Origin of the sequence: Atopomonas hussainii (genome assembly GCF_900109735.1) — a bacterium.
GTDB classification, from domain to species: Bacteria; Pseudomonadota; Gammaproteobacteria; order Pseudomonadales; family Pseudomonadaceae; genus Atopomonas; species Atopomonas hussainii.
In genome coordinates, this window is the sequence record NZ_FOAS01000008.1 from 1 (window position 1) to 23,973 (window position 23,973).

Consider the following 23,973-nt stretch of genomic DNA (forward strand, 5'->3'; position numbering starts at 1 on the left):
AGTTGCAAGAGCAAATAGAACGCCTGAAAGCCAAAGTGCGCGCCAAAGTCGAGCATCCCTTTCACGTGGTTAAAAATCTGTTTCATTACCGCAAAACGCGCTATCGCGGTCTGACGAAAAACACGGCGCAGCTGTTCAGCCTGTTTGGCTTCGCGAATTTGCTGCTATCCAAGCGACATTTGATGCGTGCTCACGGGATAAATCCGTCTTGCTGACGGGAAATGGCCTCTACGGAGGCTGCGCTAACGCCAAAAGGCGCTAGTCATGCGGGGAATCGAGCTGGTTTTCTGATTTTGCGCTGCGAATCGGCACTGGTGCTGGTGTGAGGCTTAATAAATCAGCGTTTCCCTAATCAAAAGACATAAGCACGGAGGGTAAGAGCTGCGCAGCGGGCGATGGCAGCGCGCTTGCCATCTGGTAGAGTGGCCGGCCACTTAATACAGCTAAACGAGGGGATCGTCGTGGAAATTGCTTGCCTAGACCTAGAAGGGGTACTGGTTCCGGAAATCTGGATTGCCTTTGCGGAAAAGACTGGCATCGAGTCGCTGAAGGCGACCACCCGCGATATTCCCGACTATGACGTGCTGATGAAGCAGCGTCTGCGCATTCTGGATGAGCACGGCTTGAAGCTGTCGGACATCCAAGAAGTCATCGCTACCTTAAAGCCGCTGGAAGGCGCGGTGGAGTTTGTCGACTGGTTGTGCGAGCGTTTTCAGGTGGTGATTCTGTCGGATACCTTCTACGAGTTCTCGCAACCGCTGATGCGCCAGTTGGGCTTCCCGACGCTGCTGTGCCACCGCTTGATTACCGATGAAACGGATCGCGTAGTGGATTACCAACTGCGCCAGAAAGACCCCAAGCGTCAGTCTGTATTGGCCTTTAAGAGCCTGTACTACCGGGTGATTGCTGCCGGTGACTCCTATAACGACACCACCATGCTCAGCGAAGCGCATGCCGGCATTCTGTTCCACGCGCCGGATAACGTGATTGCCGAGTTCCCGCAGTTCCCAGCGGTGCACACTTACGAAGACTTAAAGCGCGAGTTTATTAAGGCCTCGAACCGCACTTTGTCGCTGTAAGCCTTGCCCAGATAAAAGCGCCGAGCTTGGTAACAGGCTCGGCGTTTTTTATGCGCGCTGTTTGGTGCGCTTAACTGAGGGTTTTCTCTAGGGTCTCTAGCAGCACGCGAATCTTAGTCAGCGATTCGTTGTACTCGGCTTCGGGCACCGAATCGGCGACGATGCCGCCGCCGCCCCAGCAGTGCAGTTGGCCGTCGCTGGCTACTAAGCTGCGAATGGCGATGGAGCTGTCCATACGGCCATTCACGTCTAAATACAGCAGCGAGCCGCAATAGAAGCTGCGCCGGCTCGGTTCTAGCTCATCGATGATCTGCATGGCGCGGATTTTTGGCGCGCCAGTGATCGAGCCGCCGGGAAAACTGCTAGCCAGTAAATCCAGCGGATGTTTGTCGGCGCGCAAGGTGCCGGTAACGGCGCTGACTAAGTGATGCACATTGGGATAGCTCTCTAGCGAGAATAGCTCCGGCACCTTAACGCTGCCCAGTGCACAGGCGCGGCTTAAGTCATTGCGCAGCAAATCGACAATCATTAGGTTTTCTGCGCGGTCTTTGCGGCTGGCTTGTAGCTCGGCGGCGTGTTGCTGGTCTTCGCCAGCGCTTGTGCCGCGTGGGCGTGTGCCTTTGATGGGGCGGGTTTCGACCTGGCCATCGGCGACCCGTAAAAAGCGCTCCGGCGACAAACTCAGCAGCTGTTGTGCGCCTAATTGCATAAACCCCGCAAAAGGGGTGGGGCAGGCGGCGCGCAATTGCCGGTAGGCTTGCCAGCTGTTGCCAGTAAACGGCGCGCTGAAGCGTTGCGCAAAGTTGACTTGATAGCAGTCGCCGGCGTGGATGTAGTCTTGAATGCGGGTGATAGCGGTTAAATATTGGCCGCGGTTGATTTGTCCGACGAATGGTTTGAGCAGTTGAAAGTCGTTTGCCACCGTGCTGTTGGCCAGTTGTGCAAGCACTTGGCTGCGGCGCTGCGCAGGGGCATGTGGGTGCATTAATAAGACGCTGAGCTGGCGTTGGTGGTCGCTGAGAATGGCCCAGTCATACAGGCCAAAGCAGGCTTGCACTAGCCCAATGTCGTCGCGGGCTTGGTGGCCGATGGTTTCCAGCGTGTAGCCTAAGTCGTAGCTGCAAAAGCCCAGCAGGCCGCCGGCAAAAGGCCAGTCGCCGCTGTCGGCCGCCGGCCATTTGGCCAAGCTGCGCTTAAGGCGTGTCACAAAGGTCAATCCGTCTTCGTCGGGCTCGGCTTTTAATAGCTCGCAGGGCCACGCGCTGATCAGATCGAAACGGCCGCGTGTGCTGTGAGGGTGCCCACTGTCGAGCAATACCGCGCCAGGGAGGTCGGCAAAGCTCGCGAAGCGTTCGCTAGGATCGGCGAGATAAGGTAGAGGATAGAAAGTACAAGCCGGCATGTGAGGGCACTGTGAAAACCAAAGGCGATTGTAGAGCCTGAGCTGCAGGCTTCCCAGTCTTGAAGCCGGTTTACCCAGCAAACCCGGCTGAATTAGACTGCCCAAACGCACTTGGCATGATGCCAACCACGATAAGCATAAAGAACGACAGGGATAACCATTGGCTTCCGCAGATTTCATCGCCGGCAGTTTGCTGCGTTCGCGCCTGACCCCCCCGTTGGTCAAGGCCGACTATTTGAGCCGCCCGCGTTTACATGAGGCGCTGGTTCATCATCCCGATGCGCGCGTGGTACTGATCGCCGCTCCAGCAGGTTTTGGCAAAAGTTCGGCGTTGGCTGCCTTGGCAGAGCTTAAACGCGAGCAAGGCTGGTCGGTCGCTTGGCTGAGCTTAGAGGCTGGCGAAGATGATCCGCGCACCTTCTGGCAGATGCTGATTGAATCGGTACGTCAGAGCCTGCCGCACTTCGGTCAAGATGCCAGCGAATTTCTCGACAACACCATCAGTGTGCCGGTCGCTGCCTTGGTTGAAAGTCTGATTATGGACTTGCACCACAGCGAGCAACCGCTGCTGCTGGTAGTCGATGATCTGCACGTAATCACCGACAAAGCCACCTTAGATGGCTTGGCGCGGCTGGTGCAGTTTGCCCCGGCTGGCGTGCAGCTGGCGTTTGGCAGTCGAGAGTTACCGCCAATGCCGCTGGCGACGTGGCGCGCCCGGCACTGGATGATCGAGCTAGGCCAAGATGACTTGCGTCTGTCGCAAGAGGAAACCCGCAGTTACCTCAAACGCCACGGCGGCGAGCTGGACGACAAGTTGCTCGGTAAGCTCACCCAACAGACCGAAGGCTGGATGGTCGGAGTGCATCTGGCCGGCTTATGGCTGGGTAGCGAGCAGGCCAAAGGCCGCGAAGTAAAAGCCCTGCCAGAACAAGAGGGGATGGCCGATTACTTGTTGGCCAGCGTGTTTGAGCAACTACCGGCCGACCTGCAAGAGGCTGTTTTGGCACTCAGCGTGGCGTCGCAGATCAACGGCGACTTGGCCAATACCCTCACCGGGCGCACAGACGGTCAAGCCCTGCTGGAAGACTTAGAAGCCAAGCAGCTGTTTTTCGTGCCGCTTGATCGTGAGCGGCATTGGTATCGCTTCCACCACTTGTTTGCTGATTTCGCGCGTAAGCGCCTGCAAAGCCAGAATTTGAAGCGTTTTCGGCAGCTGCACTTCAACGCCAGTCTGTGGTTTACCAATCACCACATGCAGAACTTGGCCATTGAGCATGCTTGCCAAGCGGATGACCCTGAGCTGCTCGCCGCGCTGGTGAATGCCTGCGGGCTAGAGCTGATCAACCGTGGTCAGCTGAATCTGCTCTATCGCTGGCGCTTGAATGTGCCGGATGCGATTGCTCAGCAGTACCCGATTTTGGTGCTGGCTGATGTGTGGACTCAAGCCGCCAGCATGGCGCTGCCGGAGGCCAACCGTTTGCTCGACCAGCTGCTAAAGCGCTGGGGCGATGGCCAAGAGCAGCCTTGGAGTGAGGAGTTTCTTGCCGTGCAGGCCGTGCGCGGGGTGATTGCTCTGCAAAAAGATGACCTGCAAACCTGTATCTCGTTAGCCCGCAAGGTGGCTAAGCAGATGGGCCGCAGTAACAGCTTTCTTGAGGCGGCGATTGTGCTCTGCGGTGGCTTTGCCGCGTGCGTGATGGGCTGGCTTGAGCAAGGCCAGCAATTGCTGCAACTGGCACAGCAGCAAGTACCGTTTCTTAAAGGCAACTTTTTGGCCATGCAGATGGGCAATCTGCAAATGTTCCTTGAGTTGGAGCGTGGCCGTTTAGGCCAAGCACGCCACTTAGCCAGTCAACTGCGGGAACAATACACACCGTGGTTTGGCGCCGACTCCAAGGCTTTAATTCTGCCGGCGATCAGTCAGAGCTTAGTGGCCTATGAGCAGCTAGAGCTTGATGGCTTGAGCAATCGCCTGTGTTGGGCGCTGGCCAATATCGATGTGATCAATCCGATTGACCTGTATGCCCGTGGCACCTTGTGCATGGCGCGCGTGCAGCGTTTGGCCGGTAAAGACAAAGAAGCGCTACAAACCTTGGCGCAAATGCAAAGCTCGGCCAGCCGAGCGCAAGCGTGGCGGTTTTTCTCTTTGGCGTTGGCCGAAGAACTCGCCTTGCTGTTGCAGGACGGCAACGCCGAAACCCTGCGTAAAGTCGAGCAGCGCTTTAAAACCACCGAATGGGCCAAGATGGCCGAGCGCTATAGCGCCGCGCCGTATAACCCGGTGGTCTGGTCGCAAGGTTTAACCCAGGTTCGTCTGCATCAAGCGCGTAGCCACTTTAGCGAGGCTTTACACGAGATCACGCGGCTGCGCGGGTTATTACTGCCGGGTTGGCATGGCTTGCAGCGGCTGCGTTTAGATCTGCTCGCGGCCGTGAGCTATCAGGCACTGGGCTATCGTGACCGGGCGCATAACCTGTTGGTGCAAACCTTAGTGCAAAGCGAGAAAGAAGGCTTGCGCAGCATCTTTATCGAAGAAGGTTTGGCAGTGCGGGATTTGCTCCGCGAGCTAGAAAGCAACGAGCGGCAGCCGGCCTTACAGAGTTTTATTCGAGGTTTGCTGAGCTTTTGGGCGACCGAAGAAGACACTACCAGCGCTGAACAAGTGCAAGAAATGCTCACCGAGCGTGAGCGTGAGGTGGTGGTATTGGCTGCGCAAGGCATGTCTAACGAGCAGATCGGTCAGCAGCTGGATCTCGCCTTGGGCACCGTTAAATGGCACCTGCACAACATCTACGAAAAACTGCGGGTGCGAAACCGCACGCAGGCAATTCGTCGTGCACGTGAACTGAGTCTACTCTGAGAGGGTGGTTAATCGATGAATGCGGCTTTCATGACAGCACCTGTCTTGCGCACCAAATTGTTCCCCCCCGCAGTGCCAACCCAGTTGTTGCCGCGTGACTCGCTGCTGGAGCGTTTGTGGCAAGGGCGGGAAAAGCCTTTGCTGGTGCTCAGTGCGCCGGCGGGATTCGGCAAAAGCACCATTCTGACGCAGTTCCGCCAGCGCTTAATCAACGATGGCGCGCAGGTGGTGTGGCTGACGTGTGAAGAGTCCGACAGCGAGCCACAACGCTTATTGCAATATCTCAGTGCGGCGATTGCCGAGCATGCCCCGGAGCAAATGCAGGGCCTGCAAGCGATGCTCAACACCGACGTATCGCTGCCGGCAGAAGCCTTAATTGATGCCTTTTTGGCCGAGCTGCAGCGTTTGCCGGGGCAGTGGTACGTGTTTCTGGATGACTTTCATCGGGTGCGACACCCCGCTTTGGCGCAGAGCAGTCGGTATTTCTTAACCAAGCTGCCGGCCCACGTGCACTTGGTGACTTCAACGCGTCGGCGCCCGCGTTTTGTCGTGGATGAGCCGGCGCTGGCTGCACAGTGCTTGTGGCTCAGCGGCGAAGACTTGCGCCTTAGTCTGTCGGAAACGGAGCACTTTCTCTGTCAGCTGCGTGGCTTGAATCTGACTTCCGAGGAAGTCGGCAAGCTGCACAAGCGCACCGAAGGTTGGTTAACGGCGCTGCATTTGTTGGCTTTGGCGTTGCAGCGTCAGCCGGACCCGGCCAAGTTTCTGGAGGCCTTATCGGGGACTGAACGCAATATCGCTGATTACTTGGCCGAAGATGTCTTGGTGCATCTGGAGCCTGACATGCAGCGCTTTTTAGAGCTGACCTCGCCGCTCGATGAGTTTTGCGCCGAGTTATGCGACAGCTTGTTGGGGCGGGAAGACAGCCAGCAGCGCATCAATTTTTTACAGCATGCCCAGCTGTTCATTATTCCGCTGGATGAAGAGGGCAAGTGGTTCCGTTATCACCACCTGTTCTCCGAGTTTCTCTTGGCGCGTTTGGCGCGCCATGCTAGCGCGGCGGAGCAGTGCATTCGTGCGTCGCGCTGGTTTGATCAGCAAAACATGGGCGATAAGGCCGTCATGTATGCCTTGCGCGCCCGCGATTATCCGCTAGCAGCCAGTTTGCTAGAACGCGAAGGCGCTGCACTGGTGGCCGGGAGTCGTGTGTATGGCGTGTTGGGCCTGCTGGAAGGGTTGCCGCCAGAGGTGATTCGCGAATACCCAGTCTTCCAAATTTTTTATGCGTGGCAGAAAGCCTTTGAAGGGCGCCATGCAGAGGCCGAAGGGCTGATAGAAGAGGTCTCCGCTCGGCTGCTGCAAGGCTTGGCGCGAGGCTCACGGCCGGCGGCCGAACTCTTGGTGGCTGCGCAGATGCTCAAAGCGCTGGTCTTGTTGTATCAGGACAAACTGCATGCGTGCGTTGAAGTCAGCCGCAATTGGTTGGGCAAAGTGCCTGGTGGCGAACACGTGTTCCGCAGCAGCATGTACAGCGTGCAGGCAGGCGCGCATGCGCTGCTCGGTGAGTATTCAGAGGCGGCGGTGTGTATCGAAAGAGCCCGCGCTTCGCTCGAGCATGTCGATAGCGAATACCTGCATAGCTGGACCAATCTGATCGAGTCTTTGGTGCTTAAAGAGCAAGGCATGCTCGAGAGTGCCCGCAAGCTCTGCGAACAAGCGCGGGCCAGAATTCATCAAGTATTCGGTCGGCACAGTCGAGTAGGCGGCCCATTGGCGCTCGCGCATGGCGATATTTTGTACGAACAAGATCGCCATGCGGCGATCTTGGCCGAGTTGCCCAGCGCAACCACGTGGCGCGATTTAGGCACGCCCATGGAGCTGATCAACCGTGGTCAGCTGGTGATGATTCGCGCGCGCTTTTACGCGGGTGAGTCGCAGCAAGCGCTGCAGGAGTTGGATGAGTGGTTGGCCAGCACGGAAATGCCCGGCTACGAGCGTCTGCATGCCTTGGCCTTGGCCGTTAAAGTGCAGTTTTTGTTGTGGCTGCGTAAGCCGGCCGAAGCCAGTCATGCCGCGGTGCTGCTGGATGGCCTGCAGGCGCGTATCGAGAAGAAACAACTGAATGATGCAGAGTGCGCCTTGCTCCTGACCCGTGCTCGGGTGGCGCTCAGCGAGAAAAATCCCGATTTGATCGTGGCTGACTTAGAGCGTATGGCGACGCACTTAGAGCCACAGGCATCACTGGGTGACCGCTATTTGCGCATTGTCTTGTTACTTTCTGTGGCGTACTGGCAAAAGGGTAACATCGAGAAAGCGCTGCGCTTGCTCGAAAGCGTGATGCAGCGCGCGTGGCCACAAGGCTACCGGCGCATGTTTATGGACGAAGCCATGCTGTTATTGCCCTGCTGGCAAGACCTTAGCGTGCAGCATGGCGAGGTGCTATCAGCGTGGCCTTTGCTCCCAGAAATGCTTCGTGAACAGTGTTTGCGGTTGTTGGTTGATCCTGAGTTTCTTCAAGAGGATCAATGGGTTAGCCATAGAGAGCGGGAGGTTTTACGCTTGGTGGCGGCGGGTATGTCGAACCGCGATATTGCACAGACGGTACACCTCTCCGAAGCCACCATTAAATGGCACTTGCACAACCTGTTCGGCAAGTTAGGGGTGCGTAGCCGCACACAGGCGGTTTTGAAGGGCAAAGAGTTGGGTTTGATCAGTGAGGTCTGATCAGCGAGCCATTTGACTAGCCCTTGGATGGGATGAAGACGGGGCATGCAGGCGGTACTTTGATCCTGCACTTCGGCGCTCACAGTGGCCGTCGGGGGCCACGCCAAACGTCAGGAAGACGCAACTCTGAGCGTGCTGTGATCACCCCGCAGGAAGCCTGGTGAGAACACTACGGGGACAACCCACCTCAACATCTTCTGGAGAATAACAAGATGACCCTCAAGAAACTGGCTCTGGCAACCGCTCTGGTAACTGCTCCTTTCATGGCTCAAGCCGAACTGCAAAGCATGGACGACGCAACTTTGTCTGCTGTAACTGGTCAGGCTGGTATCAGCATTTCCGGTAACTTTAACGGTACTGTTGGTGCCGTTGTGTACACCGACACTGATTGCACCAACTGCTCTATTCGCATGGAAAACGTGCAGCTGACCGGTTTGAATGTGACCGATGCTAACCCAATCACTGTTGACGTTGTTGAGGCCACCATCGGCGGAAACACTGTTAACCAAATCGCTATTGGCCTGCCGTCGATGACTGGTGGTATGACCGTAGGTGCTATCAAAGTGGGCAGCACTTCTGCAGCTAGCATTGGCTCTGTTGGCATTGAAGGCATTAACTTTGCTGGCTCTACTGTTAAGGTTTGGGGCCACTAATCGCTTAGGCGGTTGATCCAAGGCCTTATCAGCCAAGGGCTGGTAAGGCCTTTTTTACAGGGGTGCTGACATGATTGAGTTGTTGGTCGGTGGTGTGATCACCCTTTTGGGGTTTCAAGAAACCGTTGAGAGCAAGCCGCAACCTCAAGGTGCGGTCGTTGTGAACTCTCAAACAGGCGCTATGGCGCAGCGTGAGCGGGTTTCTCTGGAGCCTATGTCGCAGCTGCAATTCCGCAATGTGATTCGGCAAGCCTACGACTACAGCTGTGGTTCGGCAGCATTAACAACCTTGTTGGATTATTACCTAGGGATGAATCTTGAAGAGCGCCAAGTCATGGATGGCCTGTTGCGCTTTGGCGAGGTCGATAAGATTGTCGAGCGCCGAGGGTTCTCGTTGCTGGATATGAAGCGTTTCGTCGGGGCTTTAGGTTACAAAAGTGGCGGTTTTAAAGCTGGTTTTGAAGACTTGGCAGGCCTAGAGCACCCAGCCATCGTGCCTATTCACTATGCAGGCTTTAAGCATTTTGTGGTGGTTCGTGACGTTTATAACGACCATGTTTTTGTTGCTGATCCTGCGCTGGGTAATATCAGTTTTACAGCGGCACGCTTTCAAGAAGTGTGGGACGAAAATATTCTTTTTATCGTGTTTCCCAATGAGGCGCCGCTGAACAGTGCTATGGCATTGAGCGATAAAGATTTGCGCATCCTGGACGATCGCACGGTGAACTGGCTGGCTTTTCGCGAGTTTCCGCAGATTACCAAGTTCATGGAAAACGAGGCTGACGAGCTAAGCTCGGGCGGCGATAAGCATTACATACGTCGCAAATAACTCCGGCGTAAATAACGATAAGAAAGTGGTCTGGGGGATGGATCAATGATGCAGCGATTTCTCGCTGGCATGCTGGCTGTAGCATGCCTGGGCAGTCTGCCAGTACAAGCCGATGAAACGTCTACCGACAAGGCGCGTGATGCTTTGGCGAAGAAAGCTGATGATGCTGATACCGAAAAGGCGCTTGAAGAGGTCTTTCAGGCTGCGGAAAAAAGCTACACCTTGTTGAAAAAAGGTGAGCGCACGTTAACCTTTGCGGCCGATTATTCGTTAGTGCGCGACACTCTGATTGAAACTGTTCGGCAAAACGGCAATGTGTATAGCGTGGTAGGCCGTAGCGAAGCGCAGCATACGTTCACCAATTCATTTACATTCGACTACGGTGTTTGGGATAACCTGACATTCAGCGTTCGCTTACCTTTGGTGGCTAAATACGATACAGGTCGCGATCTCAATCGTTATAGCATTGGTGATGTTTCCACAAGTGCGCGCTGGCAGCCCTGGGAAGCTGTACGTGGTAAGCCAGTTTATACATTGTATGGCACGTTGAGCCTGCCTACGGGTGATAGCCCTTACGATATTAATCCGGATAATGATCTGTCCACCGGCTCTGGATTTTATAGCTTAGGCTTTGGTCTTAATGCTAGCTACATTATTGACCCTGTGGTGCTGTTTGGTTCGGCAGGTTATACCTACAACATGAAGATCAGCGACGTTGATCAGGTGCGCAGTGGGCGCTTGTTGAATGATGTTGATCCTGGTGACACCTTGTCGTTCAGTGCAGGTTTTGCTTATTCCCTTTCTTACGATGTCTCTTTAAGTGCTTCTTATCAGATGTCGCACTCGCTAAAAACCAAATACACCTTTGCCGATGGCTCTGTAGAGGGCGCTGAAGCGACCAGTGCGATAATGAACTTTGCCCTTGGTGTGCGTACCGATCCAGATACGATTGTTAACGTGAATGCCGGGTTTGGTATGACCGAGGATTCGCCGGATGTCTTGCTGGGTATTTCCATGCCCATCGACATCAAAGGCCTGAAGTCAGAGTAGGGGGCTGCATGACACATTTAGCGGCCCGTTTGCTGACGGGGTTGGGGAGTCTCTGCCTGTTTGTTGGCGTGGCTCATGCGCAATTGGCGCAAAACTTAACTATCGGCAACCCTAAGGCTATGGCCTTAGGTAATGCGATTACCGCTGACTCTAGTGGTATCGACGCAGTGCATTACAATCCTGCGGCACTAACTAAGCTCAAAGGTCGGCAGACTCAAATGAAGCTGCTGACTGGTATTATGGATATTCGGGCTAAGTTCGATGCGCCTGCAGGTTATGGACGTAACTTCTTTGGTTACACCAATGATGATGTTGCTGGTAAAAGTAGTAGGACCACTACCCCAGCAATGTATTTGCCGGGCTTTGGTGGTTTAACTGAGATGCCTGTATTGGCGGCACCCTTGGCTGGTATTTCAGTTAACCCGCCTGGTTCTAAGTTTACTTTTGCTACCAATGTTTATGCCCCGCAAGCGCTGGGTTTTTCGCGGGATGATGACGATGACCCGGCGCGCTATCAGGGGCGCAAGGTGGCTATTCAGCGGATTACTTATTTGTCCCCTTCGGTCGCTTATCAAATGAATGATGAGCTGTCGTTTGGTCTGTCGGTGGGTTTTTCTCATCAAGCGATGGCGCTTAACCAAGATTTTCGTGCGCCGGGGCCGCTAACAGGGGTTACTCAGCTGTTTGGTGATGTTTTTAAGGCCGGTGTTTGCGCGACGCCCATTACTATCTTGGTAAATTTCTGTGGGGCATCGTTGGGGCCATTTACAAATATGGCTAATCTGGACTTGGACTTGCAGCAAAAAATGGCACCTTCATGGAATGTTGGTGTGCTTTGGGAGCCGGTTGACTGGTTTGCTTGGGGGGCTACTTACCAGAGTGAGTCGCGAATGCACTTGCAAGGTAAGTACAGGGTAGACTATTCGCATAACTGGCAGAGTTTCTGGAGTGCATTTAATTCGGCCTTGTTGCCGCAATTTATTCCTATTTTTCCTAATGGCGCTGTTGATGAGGAGCGGGGTTCGGCATCTCTTGACTTAACCTACCCGGATCACTTCTCTACTGGCATAAAGTTCAAGCCTCATGATGATTGGCAGGTTAACTTAGATCTTAAATGGACCGATTACGCTGATTGGAATGAGTTTACGATTGAGTTTGATCGAGAGCTTGATATGTTGAGGATCGCAAAGGTCTTTTCTTCTCAAACGGCGACAAGTAGTAGCATTACACTGGATCGTGGCTACGAATCGGTATGGAGCTGGGCCCTAGGTGTGCAATATGACGTTAATGAGCGCCTTTCTTTGCGTGCGGGCTATGAGCCGCGGCCATCATCAATTCCTGGAAATAAAGCAGATGTGCTGGCCCCGGTAGGGGATGCAGTGTTGTACGGATTAGGGATGGGCTACCGCTGGGATAAGGACACAGTTATTGATGTGGGGTTTAACTACTTTGTTAGTGAACAGGATATCCCTGCAGGTACTAGCTGTAATGTGAACTGTTCGGGTATTGATAAAATAGTCTACAACCCCTACGCCGATCTGGACGTGAAAACCAAAACCACTGCCTACATAATGGCCATTACCTATCGCACCACGTTCTGAGGTTGGTTATGCGCCTTTGTTTTGCTTTGCTGCTGTTGTCGTTGCCTGCGTGGGGGGCTTCGGGAAAGTACCTGACCTGGATTGATCAGCACGGCCGTTTGCATAACACCTTTGTGGGTAGCGAGTTCTCTGCGCAGCAAGAGCAGGCGCGTCAGCAGGTGGAAGATCAAGATCGTTTGCGCTTGAGTGGTGATGGCGGTGCAGGTGGCCTGTATCCCGTGCAGTCTGGCACGGAAAGCAAGCGGCGCTACTTTACTTGGGTGGACCAAACAGGGCGTCTGCAAAGTAGCTTCTATGCCAATCAAGTCGGGCAAGGCGGTAACCCGCGCGATTATGTCTTGCCCTCGGGTGAGCGTGCGTCGGATTACATGGATGCCGATGTGCTTGAAGGGCGTGGCTTTGTCCGTAGTGAAAACGGTAATCCTTATTACACCTGGGTCGATGATCAGGGGCGAACGCATAACTCGCCGATCAGTGTCGAAGAGCGCGCGGCGATGTTCGCTAAACCCAGTACGGTGAGCAAGATCGAGTTTAACGAGGGCCGTGAGGTCAATCTTTCCGGTAAAGCACAGCAGCTGCCGGGCCTTGATGGTGCGCCGAATGAGGCCATGCGCCGCTTGCTGGGCGATAGTGCGCAAGTGCAAGGCATCATGCGTGAAATGCAGCAGCGTTGTTGCTTGCAGCTGACCGACGATGACTTTATCGAGCTGTCAGTTGAAGAGCCGCGCTATGAAGAAATGAACAGCTTTTCACCGAGCCTAGCTTTACCCACCGGCAAAACGAGTTATGCGGCATTTCGTTTGCCACGTTCGCAGCGTACCTATGGGCTCAGAGTGCGCAGCTTTGCCAATAAAACCGTGGTGTACCCCAGCTTGCTGTTTTTAAACGAAGGCAAGGTGCCGACGCGGATGGTTAGCGACGCGGTGTACCAACTGCATCCCGAGACTTGGTATCGCTATGCGTTTCTTGAGGGCACCGTGGCGATTCGCCCCGAGCGCGGCGAGCGTTATGTGCTGTTGATTACTACCAGCGAAGATTTGGCGCAGGCAACGCTGGATAACCAGCCGTTTAAGCGCCCGCTGCAAGCATTGACGGTTGATGAGGATGGCTTGCAGCAGCACGCGCATGTTCAGGAAGGTGCTTTTGAGTTGGCAATCGTCCGCTAGCTAGTGTGCATAGGGCATAAAAAGGGCAGCCTTAGCTGCCCTTTTTACTGGCCAGTGTTGTGGCTAGCTGGTGTACACCGGGCCAACGCCAAAGCCCCAGAAGATGACGGAGCAGGCGATCATCGCCACGAGCACCACAAGGCCTACGGCCAGTACGGAGCTAGAGAACAAGAAGCCTTCGTCCTTAGGGATGCGCATAAACGTTGGGATGCCGACATAGAGCAAATAGACCGTGTAGCAAATGGCGGCGGTGCCGACGAACATGCCAAGCCACAAGCTTGGGTATAGCGCTGAAAGCCCAGCAAAGAACAGCGGTGTGGCGGTATAAGCGGCGAAGACTATGCAGCGTGTCATGCTCGGTTTGGCGTCATAGGTGCGCGACATCCAGTGAATAAACGCGCCCATCACTGCCACGCCCGCAAGCATCGCTAAGTAAGACAATATCGTCATTTGTAACGCGCTGGCTTCAGTGAGCTTAACGGCTTCCCCAGTGCCGAAGCTCCAGCCCACTTGGGTGGTGCCCACATAGGCGGAAATGACCGGAATTGCCGCCAATACCAGCACATGGGTGAGATACATGTGGCTGATGCTTTCTTCTTCGCCGCGGATGTCCTGCCATTCTTGATCGGGATGAGTAAAGAGCCCCCAGACATGGTGGATCATAGCCTTACCTCCTCTTTCTTATAATGAGCCGCCCTGATGGCATGCTGGCGGGGCGTGGACAGCACCCGGCAGTGCGCCATCAGCCCAAGCGGCCTTAAGTTCAGTATAGGCAGGTGATTGTTGCTGAGGAGGGCTTGCTTAGAGCAATTGGAAGTTTGCGTCTTAGCAGTAATAACGCTGGAGTATTTCCATCGCTTGATTAATCGACTGCATGCGCGTTTGGCTGCCGCCACGATCGGGGTGATGCAGGCTGACCAACTGCCGATAGCGTTGTTTAATGCGTTGCGGGGTGATGGGGTCTTGCAGCTCGAATAACTCCAGCGCGGCGAGCTTTTCTTCGCCGCTGTGCATGCGCGTCCAAAAGCTGGTGAGCAAACGCTCGACATCATCCCCAGTGGTATTACGCAGATGCGCCTCGTCAAGATAGTAGTCGCGCAGTGGGTCGTGCTGACCAAGCGCCTGCGAGCCGGCCACATAAGGCTGTAGACGAATGCACAGTGGGTCAATGCTCAAAAATGCTTGCTGGGTTTGCCAGAGCTGGTCGCGTAAGCGGTACAACGCATTGAACAAAACAAAGTGACTACGAAACAGCACCAGTTTGTCGCTGAGCTCCAGTTGCGGCAGATGCGAGCTGTGGGCTTTGCGCAGCGCTTGTAGCAGGGCGTATTCAGGCAGACCGTCAGGTTGCTGCTGTAACAGGTACATGGCCTGCTCGCTGAGGTCGGCCTGTTGGGGAAAATCTGCGTACACACGGTTCAAATCGCTCATGCGCTGAGCCTAACATGTAACGCAGCAGTGGTTTTCAACTCTTAAGTGGTCTGACTTCACAGTTAAAGGTGGTCGTGTGCGGATTGGTTTAGCGAGTTTTTTCCTGCTGTTCAGTGTCTTGGCGCTGGCAGCGCCAAAGAGTGAATTGTGGCCAGTGTGGCAAGCGAGCCGCGAGGCCAGCGTGGCCAAGATCGATCACGCCCTGTGGCATGACCTGTTGCGGCGCTATGTGGATGATCATCACCCCAGCGGTATTAATCGCTTTGATTATGCGCGGGTACATAGCCAAGATTTGCGTCAGCTCGACACTTATCTACGCACCCTGACCAGCCTAGACCCGCGCACCTATGCCAAGGCGGAACAAAAGGCCTATTGGATTAACCTCTACAACGCCTTGACGGTGCAGCTCATGCTGCAGCAGTGGCCGGTGAGTAGCATCACTAAACTGGGCCCTTGGTATGCCTTTGGCCCTTGGGATGAAACCGTGGCAGAGGTGGCAGGCCACGCTTTAACCCTGAATGACATTGAGCACCGCATTTTGCGGCCGATTTGGCAGGATGCGCGTATTCATTACGCCGTTAACTGCGCCAGCCTCGGCTGCCCCAACTTGCAGGCCAGCGCCTTTACCGCAGGCAACAGTGACGCCTTGTTGGAGCAAGCCGCTAGCGACTTTATCAATCACCCACGTGGTGTGCGTTGGCAGGATGGCCGTTGGCGGTTGTCGTCGATTTACGATTGGTACAGCGTCGACTTTCCCCACTTAGCTGAGCACTTAAAACGCTATGCCAAGCCCGCACTGCGCCAGCAACTCGACCAGCAGCCGCTAGCAAACCCAAGCTTTGCCTACGATTGGGCAGTGAATGCGCCCTAGGGCTTTGCCGTCTTTGCGCATAGAATAGGCGCCCGTTTTTTCTTTGCTGCGGTCATTCACTATGGGCACCTTGTCGGTCAATCAAAACAAACTGCAAAAGCGTTTGCGTCGTTTAGTCGGTGAGGCGATCACCGACTACCAAATGATTGAAGACGGCGACAAGGTCATGGTCTGCCTGTCCGGCGGCAAAGATAGCTACACCTTGCTGGATATCCTGCTGCATTTGCAGAAAGTTGCGCCGATCAAGTTTGAGATTGTCGCCGTCAACATGGACCAAAAGCAGCCGGGCTTTCCCGAGCATGTGCTGCCGGAATACCTGAAGGCCTTGGGTGTCGATTACCACATCATCGAGAAAGACACATACTCGGTGGTGAAAGAGAAAATCCCCGAAGGTAAAACCACCTGCTCGCTGTGTTCGCGCTTGCGCCGTGGCACCTTGTACACCTATGCCGATGAAATCGGTGCGACGAAAATGGCGCTAGGCCACCACCGCGACGATATGGTCGAGACCTTCTTTTTGAACCTGTTCTACGGCGGCACCTTAAAAGGCATGCCGCCCAAGCTGCTGTCTGATGACGGGCGCAACGTGGTGATTCGCCCGTTGGCTTATTGCAGCGAGAAGGACATTGAAGCCTACGCCGAGCTGAAAGCCTTCCCGATCATTCCGTGTAACCTGTGTGGCTCGCAGGAAAACCTGCAGCGCCAAGTGGTTAAGGAAATGCTCCATGAGTGGGAGCGCAAAAGCCCCGGGCGTACCGAAATCATGTTCCGCGCGCTGCAAAACGTCGCGCCTTCGCAGCTGGCAGACCGCAACCTGTTCGACTTTGCGAGCCTGCGTATCGACAACAACGCCACCCCACGCTTTGTGGATGTGATGAACCTGTAAGCCGCGCTGGTGCGGCGGCACACTGCTAAAGGAACCCCGCATGCGTGATTACGCCTGGCTGCACCAATACTGCCTAAACCGCTTCGGCTCGGCGGCCAAGCTGGAGGCGCAACTGCCGCAGCCTGAAAGTGCCGCTACCTTGCGCGCCCTGAGTGATGATCGCTACCTGTCGACGATCAGCTTGCGGGTGTTTCGCGCTGGGCTTAAACACAGCTTGGTGGATGCCAAGTGGCCGGCCTTTGAAGAGGTTTTCTTCGGCTTCGCTACGGAAAAAGTCGTGCTGATGAGCGCCGAGCATGTCGAGCGCTTGATGCAAGACACGCGTTTAATTCGTCATCTCGGCAAGCTGAAAAGCGTGCCGCGTAATGCCCAGTTGGTCCGCGACATTGCCGCTGAGCACGGCAGCTTCGGTGCATGGATTGCCGATTGGCCCGTCGACGACATCACCGGCTTGTGGACGCAACTGGCTAAACGCGGCACACAGCTGGGCGGCCTCTCAGCGCCACGGTTGTTGCGCATGCTCGGGAAAGACACTTTTGTGCCCACTAATGATGTGGTCGCCGCGCTAAAGGCGCAGGGCATTGTCGATAAAGTGCCGAGCAGCTTGCGCGACAAAGCAGCGGTGCAAACAGCCTTTAATACTTGGCAGGCAGAAAGCGGCCGCCCGTTGTGTCAGTTGTCGTGGATGTTGGCGCACACCGTTAATCACTGAGGGGCCGCATGGACTACGCCGAACAAATCCTCACTGTCGCCGCCGCGCTCAAGAGGGCAGAGCGCATTCTGCTGATTACCGGCGCGGGGTTATCGGCGGACTCTGGCTTGCCCACCTATCGCGGCTTAGGTGGCCTTTATAACGGTTTAACCGACGAGGGCTTGCCGATTGAGCAGGCATTAAGCGGCCCCATGCTGCGCGCACGGCCTGAGTTGTGTTGGAAGTACCTTGCACAGTTGGGCAGTGCGGTGATCAATGCCGCACCTAATGCCGGCCACGCGTCCATAGCTCGTTTACAACAGCTAAAGCCCGAGGCTTGGGTGCTCACGCAGAATATCGATGGCTATCACTTAGCCGCCGGCAGCCCCGCTGAGCGGGTGATCGAAATTCACGGTCAGCTAGCGCCTTTGTATTGCCAGTCTTGCGGGCAAGAAAGCGCCGAGCTTGCCGAGCATTTGGCGCGTCCGTTACCACCGACCTGCGCTGCGTGTGGCGGCATCTTGCGCCCGCCGGTGGTGTTGTTTGAAGAAATGCTCCCCGAAGCGGCGATTGATCAGCTCTACGCGCAAGTGCGTAAAGGCTTTGATCTGGTGTTGTTGATTGGCACCACGGCAAGCTTTCCCTACATCATCGAGCCAGCGCTGCGCTGTCAGCAGGCGGGCGGCATGCTGGTCGAAATTAATCCGGCCGATAGCGGCTTGGCCAAGCGTGCCGATGTGCATTTAAAAGTAGGCGCTAGTCACGCTCTGCAAGATTTAATGACAACTTTCTTATGACTTGTTGATTAAGTCACTTGTCTTAAACGGTCGTTTTTTGCACAGTGGCGTTTTTTCGGGGGAGAGAGCGCCATGAACGTGACGCGTTGCTCGTGGGCTGCGGCTTTTTTGACAGTGTTCTTGACCGGTTGTGTGCAACAACCGGTACAGCAAGCCGTCGTGGTACCGGCAAAGGTGCTCGCTCCTGAACCTGAGCCGGTCACGGTTGAGGTGGAAATCAGCCCGCAAGAAGAGGCGCTGTCACAAGCGCTCGATCAACTGGGTGCCCGTTATCGCTACGGCGGCACCAGCCCTGAAGGTGGTTTTGATTGCAGTGGCTTAGTGCATTACGCCTACCAAAACACCTTGTCGGTGGATTTGCCGCGCTCCTCTAAAGCCATGAGCCGCATGGATTTGCCCGAGGTTAAACGTGACGACTTGCAGCCGGGCGATCTGGTGTTCTTTCGCATTGGTGGGCAAATCAGCCATGTGGGTATGTACAAGGGCGACGGCGAGTTTTTGCACGCTAACCGCAGTGGCGGCAAGGTACGCATCGACAACCTCAGTGACAGTTACTGGCGTAAACATTACGCCTTGGCTAAGCGGGTTGAAGTAGAGCTGAGTGACGAAGAAGTGGCTGCGCTTATTCAGGCGCAGTCTGCGGATAACGCTGCAACTCCTTGAATTATCTCGTTTCAGCGGCCAAGCTAAGGGCATTGCTTAACGCCTAGGAGCGTTGTATGCCTGTTTTCGCCCGCTGGCTTACTCTGTTATTGACTACCGCATTGTTGGCGGCTTGTTCATCCACACCGCCTGCGCCGCCAGTAACGCATACCCCTGTGCCCAGCCCGCCCGCTGCCAGTGGCGCACAAGACGTGCTGTTTAATGCCATGGCGCAAGTGGGCACGCCGTATCGTTATGGCGGCTCGTCGCCGCAGACCGGTTTTGATTGCAGTGGACTGATTCAGTACGTCTATCGCGGCACGGCCGATGTGCATTTGCCGCGCACCAGTCTTGAAATGAGCCGCATTAATAAACCCTCGGTGAGCCGTCAGGCGCTGGCTGCGGGGGATTTGGTGTTTTTCAATATCAGTGGTCGTATTAGCCATGCCGGCATTTATGTCGGTGAAGGGCGCTTTGTGCATGCGCCGAGCTCCGGCGGTTTTGTGCGCTTAGACCGCTTAAGCGACCGCTATTGGAGTAAGCACTACGCCGGTGCCAAGCGCGTGATCGAATAAAACACCGTTATGCCGAACACTAAAAAGCCCGTCGATGCGCGTTCATCGGCGGGCTTTTTGTTGTGCCCGATTACTCGGCGGCTTGGCGGGTCAGGGTGCTGACGTCGGTGTGTTCAAACGTGCGGCCGTAAATCTCTAGCACGGTTTTTTGCTGATAGCGCAGCACGTCGCCTTCTAAGGTGAAGGTGCGCTCAAACGACACAGTGCGGGCTTTCTCTTGCAGAAACGGCGATTGCGCCACCGGCCATTCGGCGTTGCCGGCGGTCACGCTAAGCACCAGTGCGCCGTTTTCTTCTTTCACGCTGCCGCCGGCCGTTAGGGCTAGGCCGCGCGGGATGGCGAAGCTGTTCATCAGCAGTTGATTGTCATCTTCCCAAATCCAGTAGCCGCTTTCGTCGTGGAAGATTTTGTCGTTGCTTTTGCGGCTCACCAGCTGGCGGTATTGCAGGGCGACCAGCTCTTGTTCTTCGGCGTTATCCACATCGTCGGCGGCGCTGAAGGTGAGAATTTCATAGAAGGGGCTGCGTTCTTCGCCGTCCGGCTCGGGGGCGCGATCCACACCCTTGTCGCCGACCCAAGTGCCGATCAGTCCAGTGAGGGGGCCGAAGTCGATGGCGTCGAGTTGTTCTGTCATAGGTCTCTCACGGTATTAACAAAAGTATTAAGAGGTAGTCTTTTTTAGTGTGTGGCATGGCCGACGAGGCCCTGTGCCATGTGCGCGGCATAGCTGTCGGTCATGCCGGCGATAAAATCGATCACCCGCAATAGCGCGCTGTACGGAGCAGCGCCGGGTTCAGGGGCATTATTACCCATTAAGTCTAAGGTGCGGCGCTGGCGAAAGGTCAGTTCTTCACTGCGTGACTGGGCCAGCGCCGCGCCGGTAAAGGCTTCGAGCAGAATCTCTAGGGTGCGGTAGGCGCCGATCTCGTGCAGGGTTTTGCGCTTGTCTTGGAAGATTTTTTGCCGCGCCAGCTCTTTGGCTTTGAGCACGCAGCGCTTGGCGGCCGGTTGCATGTGCTCGACCAAGTCGCCGAGCAGTTCGCCGTTAAGCAGCACCGCTTGTTGCTCGACAAAGGCCGTGGCTGCCGCGTTGGTTAGGTGCTCGATGGCTTTGCCGCGCAAAATCGCCAGTTTGCGGCGGATGGAATCGTGTTCGCCCAGTTGGCGATAGGTTTGCGGCAGGTCGTCACCGACTAAATCCAGCAGCAGGGCTTCTACCTCAGGGTAGGCGAGTAGCTCCATCTCGAGGCCGTCTTCGAGGTCGATCAGGCCGTAGCAGATGTCATCGGCGGCTTCCATCAAATACACCAATGGATGCCGCGCCCAGCGATTGGGCTCGACTTCCGGCAACGCTAAGCGCTCGGCCACTTGGCGCAGTAGCGGTAGCTCCGACTGATAGCAGCCGAATTTGTGCTTTTTATAGCCTTGGGTGTCGGCGTGCTCGGCCGTCCACGGGTATTTCAGGTAGGTGCCTAAGGTGGCGTAGGTCAGACGCATGCCACCGTCGAAACGGTGGTATTCCAGCTGAGTGAGCACGCGAAAGCCCTGCGCATTGCCTTCAAAGTGCAGCAGGTCATTGCGCTCGGCGTCGCTCAGGCAGTCCAGCAGGCCTTGCTCGGCAGCTTGCTGAAACCAGTGGCGAATGGCGTCTTCACCGGAGTGGCCGTACGGCGGGTTGCCGATGTCGTGAGCCAAGCAAGCCGATTGCACGATGACGCCCAAATCAGCAGGGCTGCACCACTCGGGCATATCGGCGCGAAGAATTTCCCCCACGCGCATGCCCAGCGAGCGGCCCACGCAGCCGACTTCCAAGCTATGGGTTAAGCGGGTGTGGATATGGTCGTTACTGGCCACCGGGTGCACTTGGGTTTTGCGCCCTAAGCGGCGGAAGGCACCGGAGAAGATCACTCGATCGTGATCTTTGTGAAACGGCGTGCGGCCTAGCTCATCCGAGCTTTGCGTGGTTTTACCGAGGCGTTCGCGGCAGAGCAGGGTAGTCCAGTCCAAGAGACCTCCGAGTCAGTGGATAAACCTAGCTTAGCGTTTTGCGCAGAAGGGGTGAACGTCTTGTGTTGCTGGATTTTGCGCGATTGTGGTGCGCTTCTTGGTGGGTTGGCGTGCTTTGTGCTTATTCGTGGTGCTGCTTGGCTGGTGCTCTGCGCTGAAATGGTGCTCGATAGCTGCTAAGCAACACATAAGAAACCAAAAATCTCTTGATTAATCAGGCTTTGCGGGGATGCTGCGCAGCAAACGCCGTGCACTGGAATGGAATCGTTTACCTCTGCCAGAGGTCGTGCATAAGCTGCCTGTGTGCCAATTTGGTGCGCCAAGGCAGCTCAATGACTTGTTCTGGTGCGCAAAGCCATTGCGGGGAAAACTGAATGGAAAATCTGCACAGTGCCGTGGAAACCCTGATTCACGGCTCCAACACGCTGTTTATTTTGATGGGCGCGATCATGGTCTTGGCCATGCACGCGGGCTTCGCTTTTCTGGAAGTGGGCACGGTGCGGCTGAAGAACCAGGTCAACGCGCTGTCGAAGATCTTAAGTGACTTCGCTGTTTCAACGCTGGCGTACTTCTTTATTGGGTATTGGGTAGCTTACGGCGTGACCTTTATGGCCCCGGCCAGCGAGCTAACCGGCGAAAACGGTTATGCGCTGGTGAAGTTCTTCTTCCTGCTGACCTTTGCTGCGGCGATTCCGGCGATTATCTCCGGCGGTATCGCCGAGCGTGCGCGCTTCGTGCCGCAGCTGGTGGCGACTGCGCTGGTGGTGGCGTTTGTTTATCCCTTCTTCGAAGGCATGATCTGGAACGGTAACTACGGCTTCCAAGGCTGGTTAGAAGCGCAGTTCGGCGCCACCTTCCACGATTTTGCTGGCTCTGTAGTGGTGCACGCAGTAGGCGGCTGGTTGGCGCTGGGCGCGGTGATCATGCTCGGTCAGCGTAACGGTCGTTACCGTGATGGTCGGGTGATTGCCTTTGCCCCGTCGAACATTCCGTTCTTGGCGTTGGGTTCGTGGATTCTGATCGTCGGCTGGTTCGGCTTTAACGTGATGAGCGCACAAACCGTTGAGGCCATCAGTGGCTTGGTGGCGGTGAACTCGCTGATGGCCATGGTCGGCGGCACGATTGCCGCGCTGGCAGTGGGTCGTAATGACCCGGGCTTCCTGCACAACGGCCCGTTGGCCGGCTTGGTGGCAGTGTGTGCTGGTTCTGACTTGATGCACCCTGTTGGTGCGTTGGCTACTGGCGCGGTTGCTGGTGCCTTGTTCGTGTTTACCTTCACCCTGACCCAGAACCGCTGGAAGATCGACGACGTGCTGGGTGTTTGGCCGCTGCATGGCCTGTGTGGTGTGTGGGGCGGCATTGCCTGCGGCATCTTCGGTCAAGAAGCGCTGGGTGGCTTGGGCGGCGTGAGCTTGGCTAGCCAGCTGGTCGGTAGCTTGGCCGGTGTGGCGATTGCTTTGGTCGGTGGTTTGATTGTCTATGGCGGCTTGAAAGCCGTGGTGGGCATCCGCTTGGATAAAGAGCAAGAGTTCAACGGGGCTGACTTGTCGATTCACAAAATCGGTGCCGTTAACGAGGATTAATTCAACGCCTCCCTGAGCACCCATAAAAAAGCCCGCATCAAACGATGCGGGCTTTTTGCTGCGTGGCTGAATGGTGGGGGCTTACCAGCCCTTAACCCCGCTCATGTCTGGCAGCTCGTGGGCGATGCCCTTGTGGCAGTCGATACAGGTGGCTTCGCCGCTGGCCAAGGCAGTGGAGTGCTGCTCCATGGCGCGTTTGCTTTGGCGGGTGAAGTCCATGTAATCGAAGTTGTGACAGTTACGGCACTCCAGCGAGTCGTTGGCTTTTAAACGTGCCCATTCGTGCTCGGCCAGCTCGCGACGTTTCTCCAGAAACTTCTCGCGGGTGCTGATGGTGCCGAAGATCTTGCCCCAGACTTCTTTCGAGGCCTGCATTTTGCGGGCGATCTTGTCGGTCCAGTTGTGTGGCACGTGGCAGTCTGGGCAAGTGGCGCGCACGCCAGAGCGGTTGCTGTAGTGGATGGTGGTTTTCATCTCTTCAAAGACGTTGTCACGCATCTCGTGGCACGAGGTACAGAACTGCTCAGTGTTGGTCACTTCGAGGGCGGTGTTGAAGCCACCCCAGAAGATGATCCCGGCGATAAACCCGCCGAGGGTTAAAAACCCAAGGCTGTAGTGCACGCTGGGGCGGCGCAGAATCTGCCAATAGCTTTTCAGTAGTTCCCACATGGTACGGCTCCTTACGGCTGGCTGGCGCCGCCCTCAAGCACCTGATCAATGTTCTTGAAGGTGTTGGGGATGGCAGCAGGCGTCTCGTGCTGGGGCACATGGCACTGTTCGCAGAAGTAGCGGCGTGGCGACACAGTGGCCAGCGGTTGCCCGTCACGGTCCATGTAGTGGGTAATGCTGATCATCGGTGCCTGCGACTTAGCTGCAGTCGAGCGGCTGTGGCAGCTCAGGCACTTGTTGCTGTTGGTGTCGACCCGATAGCCGTCGATCTTGTGTGGAATGGTCGGCGGTTGCTCGGGGTAGTTACGCTCGCGCTTTAAGTCTTTGTTTTCCACCTTGGGCATTTCTTCTGCTTGCAGCTCTTGGGCGATGGTGCCGCCTAGGCGGCGGCCATCAGGAGCTGGCGCGTCGAGGCTTTCAGCCACGGCGCCCCAAGACAGCAAGCCCATGCAGGCGG

General features: G+C 55.8%; 23 protein-coding genes. 16 read left to right on the forward strand and 7 right to left on the reverse strand.

Features of this window, described 5'->3' with window-relative positions:
• Window positions 1–215, forward strand: a 215-nt coding sequence (locus tag BMX80_RS08835) for a transposase (protein ID WP_139214064.1), incomplete at its 5' end; no start/stop codon positions are given.
• A 246-nt stretch (window positions 216–461) separates the two neighbouring features.
• Window positions 462–1,079: a bifunctional phosphoserine phosphatase/homoserine phosphotransferase ThrH gene (gene thrH, locus BMX80_RS08840; protein ID WP_074867374.1), complete on the forward strand. Its 618-nt coding sequence runs from the start codon at window positions 462–464 to the stop codon at window positions 1,077–1,079.
• Between the two features lie 70 nt (window positions 1,080–1,149).
• Here the strand turns inward: thrH and pabB are convergent, their stop codons facing one another.
• Entirely contained in the window at window positions 1,150–2,481 is a 1,332-nt protein-coding gene (gene pabB / locus BMX80_RS08845; RefSeq protein WP_074867377.1) for an aminodeoxychorismate synthase component I, read from the reverse strand.
• 160 nt (window positions 2,482–2,641) lie between these two features.
• On the opposite strand from pabB, the gene BMX80_RS08850 reads away from it, so the two are divergent.
• The 7 genes from BMX80_RS08850 to BMX80_RS08880 all read left to right on the forward strand — a co-directional run bounded on the left by BMX80_RS08850 (window position 2,642) and on the right by BMX80_RS08880 (window position 13,364).
• Window positions 2,642–5,341, forward strand: coding sequence for a LuxR C-terminal-related transcriptional regulator (locus BMX80_RS08850; RefSeq protein ID WP_139214066.1), 2,700 nt, complete (start codon window positions 2,642–2,644; stop codon window positions 5,339–5,341).
• Between the two features lie 30 nt (window positions 5,342–5,371).
• Complete coding sequence (locus BMX80_RS08855; protein ID WP_235821627.1) at window positions 5,372–8,065, forward strand: LuxR C-terminal-related transcriptional regulator; 2,694 nt, start codon at window positions 5,372–5,374, stop codon at window positions 8,063–8,065.
• A 212-nt stretch (window positions 8,066–8,277) separates the two neighbouring features.
• On the forward strand, window positions 8,278–8,718 hold the full coding sequence (locus BMX80_RS08860; protein WP_074867381.1) for a DUF6160 family protein: 441 nt from the start codon (window positions 8,278–8,280) through the stop codon (window positions 8,716–8,718).
• A gap of 70 nt (window positions 8,719–8,788) precedes the next feature.
• On the forward strand, window positions 8,789–9,547 hold the full coding sequence (locus tag BMX80_RS08865; RefSeq protein WP_074867383.1) for a C39 family peptidase: 759 nt from the start codon (window positions 8,789–8,791) through the stop codon (window positions 9,545–9,547).
• 48 nt (window positions 9,548–9,595) lie between these two features.
• On the forward strand, window positions 9,596–10,597 hold the full coding sequence (locus BMX80_RS08870; RefSeq protein WP_407922787.1) for a transporter: 1,002 nt from the start codon (window positions 9,596–9,598) through the stop codon (window positions 10,595–10,597).
• 8 nt (window positions 10,598–10,605) lie between these two features.
• Window positions 10,606–12,198, forward strand: a complete 1,593-nt coding sequence (locus tag BMX80_RS08875; protein WP_074867385.1) for an outer membrane protein transport protein — start codon at window positions 10,606–10,608, stop codon at window positions 12,196–12,198.
• A gap of 8 nt (window positions 12,199–12,206) precedes the next feature.
• On the forward strand, window positions 12,207–13,364 hold the full coding sequence (locus BMX80_RS08880) for a MalM family protein (protein WP_074867387.1): 1,158 nt from the start codon (window positions 12,207–12,209) through the stop codon (window positions 13,362–13,364).
• Window positions 13,365–13,427: 63 nt separating this feature from the next.
• Here the strand turns inward: BMX80_RS08880 and BMX80_RS08885 are convergent, their stop codons facing one another.
• Both BMX80_RS08885 and BMX80_RS08890 read right to left on the reverse strand, forming a co-directional pair.
• The gene (locus tag BMX80_RS08885; RefSeq protein ID WP_071871388.1) at window positions 13,428–14,027 is read right to left on the reverse strand and encodes a Yip1 family protein; all 600 of its coding nucleotides are present in this window, start codon (window positions 14,025–14,027) and stop codon (window positions 13,428–13,430) included.
• A gap of 162 nt (window positions 14,028–14,189) precedes the next feature.
• On the reverse strand, window positions 14,190–14,777 hold the full coding sequence (locus tag BMX80_RS08890; RefSeq protein WP_407922789.1) for a DNA-J related domain-containing protein: 588 nt from the start codon (window positions 14,775–14,777) through the stop codon (window positions 14,190–14,192).
• 94 nt (window positions 14,778–14,871) lie between these two features.
• Between BMX80_RS08890 and BMX80_RS08895 the strand changes: the two genes are divergently transcribed.
• From BMX80_RS08895 to BMX80_RS08920, 6 genes are all read left to right on the forward strand, one after another.
• Window positions 14,872–15,666 (forward strand): DUF547 domain-containing protein, encoded by a 795-nt coding sequence (locus tag BMX80_RS08895; RefSeq protein WP_074867391.1) that lies wholly within the window; start codon window positions 14,872–14,874, stop codon window positions 15,664–15,666.
• A gap of 61 nt (window positions 15,667–15,727) precedes the next feature.
• Complete coding sequence (gene ttcA, locus BMX80_RS08900; protein ID WP_071871391.1) at window positions 15,728–16,552, forward strand: tRNA 2-thiocytidine(32) synthetase TtcA; 825 nt, start codon at window positions 15,728–15,730, stop codon at window positions 16,550–16,552.
• A 40-nt stretch (window positions 16,553–16,592) separates the two neighbouring features.
• The gene (locus tag BMX80_RS08905; protein ID WP_074867393.1) at window positions 16,593–17,264 is read left to right on the forward strand and encodes a DNA-3-methyladenine glycosylase I; all 672 of its coding nucleotides are present in this window, start codon (window positions 16,593–16,595) and stop codon (window positions 17,262–17,264) included.
• A gap of 8 nt (window positions 17,265–17,272) precedes the next feature.
• Entirely contained in the window at window positions 17,273–18,040 is a 768-nt protein-coding gene (locus BMX80_RS08910) for an NAD-dependent protein deacylase (protein WP_074867394.1), read from the forward strand.
• 72 nt (window positions 18,041–18,112) lie between these two features.
• Window positions 18,113–18,703, forward strand: coding sequence for a C40 family peptidase (locus BMX80_RS08915; protein WP_074867396.1), 591 nt, complete (start codon window positions 18,113–18,115; stop codon window positions 18,701–18,703).
• Window positions 18,704–18,759: 56 nt separating this feature from the next.
• Entirely contained in the window at window positions 18,760–19,257 is a 498-nt protein-coding gene (locus BMX80_RS08920; RefSeq protein WP_074867397.1) for a C40 family peptidase, read from the forward strand.
• 70 nt (window positions 19,258–19,327) lie between these two features.
• Here BMX80_RS08920 and BMX80_RS08925 read toward each other — a convergent pair whose 3' ends face one another.
• Entirely contained in the window at window positions 19,328–19,891 is a 564-nt protein-coding gene (locus tag BMX80_RS08925; RefSeq protein ID WP_071871396.1) for a heme-binding beta-barrel domain-containing protein, read from the reverse strand.
• Between the two features lie 44 nt (window positions 19,892–19,935).
• Complete coding sequence (locus tag BMX80_RS08930) at window positions 19,936–21,264, reverse strand: deoxyguanosinetriphosphate triphosphohydrolase (protein ID WP_074867399.1); 1,329 nt, start codon at window positions 21,262–21,264, stop codon at window positions 19,936–19,938.
• A gap of 374 nt (window positions 21,265–21,638) precedes the next feature.
• Here BMX80_RS08930 and BMX80_RS08935 point away from each other — a divergent pair, with 374 nt between their 5' ends.
• A complete protein-coding gene (locus BMX80_RS08935; protein WP_074867401.1) occupies window positions 21,639–22,847 on the forward strand; it encodes an ammonium transporter in 1,209 nt (402 codons plus the stop codon).
• An 81-nt stretch (window positions 22,848–22,928) separates the two neighbouring features.
• Here the strand turns inward: BMX80_RS08935 and BMX80_RS08940 are convergent, their stop codons facing one another.
• A complete protein-coding gene (locus BMX80_RS08940) occupies window positions 22,929–23,516 on the reverse strand; it encodes a cytochrome c3 family protein (RefSeq protein WP_074867402.1) in 588 nt (195 codons plus the stop codon).
• A gap of 11 nt (window positions 23,517–23,527) precedes the next feature.
• Window positions 23,528–23,965 (reverse strand): nitrate reductase cytochrome c-type subunit, encoded by a 438-nt coding sequence (locus BMX80_RS08945; protein WP_235821630.1) that lies wholly within the window; start codon window positions 23,963–23,965, stop codon window positions 23,528–23,530.
• Between the last annotated feature and the right edge of the window lie 8 nt (window positions 23,966–23,973).

Coding starts and splice junctions, on each gene's coding strand:
- BMX80_RS08940 (WP_074867402.1), bottom strand. CDS start 23,516: ATGTGGGAACTACTGAAAAGCTATTGGCAGATTCTGCGCCGCCCCAGC.
- BMX80_RS08875 (WP_074867385.1), top strand. CDS start 10,606: ATGACACATTTAGCGGCCCGTTTGCTGACGGGGTTGGGGAGTCTCTGC.
- BMX80_RS08865 (WP_074867383.1), top strand. CDS start 8,789: ATGATTGAGTTGTTGGTCGGTGGTGTGATCACCCTTTTGGGGTTTCAA.
- BMX80_RS08945 (WP_235821630.1), bottom strand. CDS start 23,965: ATGGGCTTGCTGTCTTGGGGCGCCGTGGCTGAAAGCCTCGACGCGCCA.
- BMX80_RS08855 (WP_235821627.1), top strand. CDS start 5,372: ATGACAGCACCTGTCTTGCGCACCAAATTGTTCCCCCCCGCAGTGCCA.
- BMX80_RS08905 (WP_074867393.1), top strand. CDS start 16,593: ATGCGTGATTACGCCTGGCTGCACCAATACTGCCTAAACCGCTTCGGC.
- ttcA (WP_071871391.1), top strand. CDS start 15,728: ATGGGCACCTTGTCGGTCAATCAAAACAAACTGCAAAAGCGTTTGCGT.
- BMX80_RS08880 (WP_074867387.1), top strand. CDS start 12,207: ATGCGCCTTTGTTTTGCTTTGCTGCTGTTGTCGTTGCCTGCGTGGGGG.
- BMX80_RS08860 (WP_074867381.1), top strand. CDS start 8,278: ATGACCCTCAAGAAACTGGCTCTGGCAACCGCTCTGGTAACTGCTCCT.
- BMX80_RS08915 (WP_074867396.1), top strand. CDS start 18,113: ATGAACGTGACGCGTTGCTCGTGGGCTGCGGCTTTTTTGACAGTGTTC.
- BMX80_RS08935 (WP_074867401.1), top strand. CDS start 21,639: ATGGAAAATCTGCACAGTGCCGTGGAAACCCTGATTCACGGCTCCAAC.
- BMX80_RS08910 (WP_074867394.1), top strand. CDS start 17,273: ATGGACTACGCCGAACAAATCCTCACTGTCGCCGCCGCGCTCAAGAGG.
- pabB (WP_074867377.1), bottom strand. CDS start 2,481: ATGCCGGCTTGTACTTTCTATCCTCTACCTTATCTCGCCGATCCTAGC.
- BMX80_RS08870 (WP_407922787.1), top strand. CDS start 9,596: ATGCAGCGATTTCTCGCTGGCATGCTGGCTGTAGCATGCCTGGGCAGT.
- BMX80_RS08925 (WP_071871396.1), bottom strand. CDS start 19,891: ATGACAGAACAACTCGACGCCATCGACTTCGGCCCCCTCACTGGACTG.
- BMX80_RS08920 (WP_074867397.1), top strand. CDS start 18,760: ATGCCTGTTTTCGCCCGCTGGCTTACTCTGTTATTGACTACCGCATTG.
- BMX80_RS08885 (WP_071871388.1), bottom strand. CDS start 14,027: ATGATCCACCATGTCTGGGGGCTCTTTACTCATCCCGATCAAGAATGG.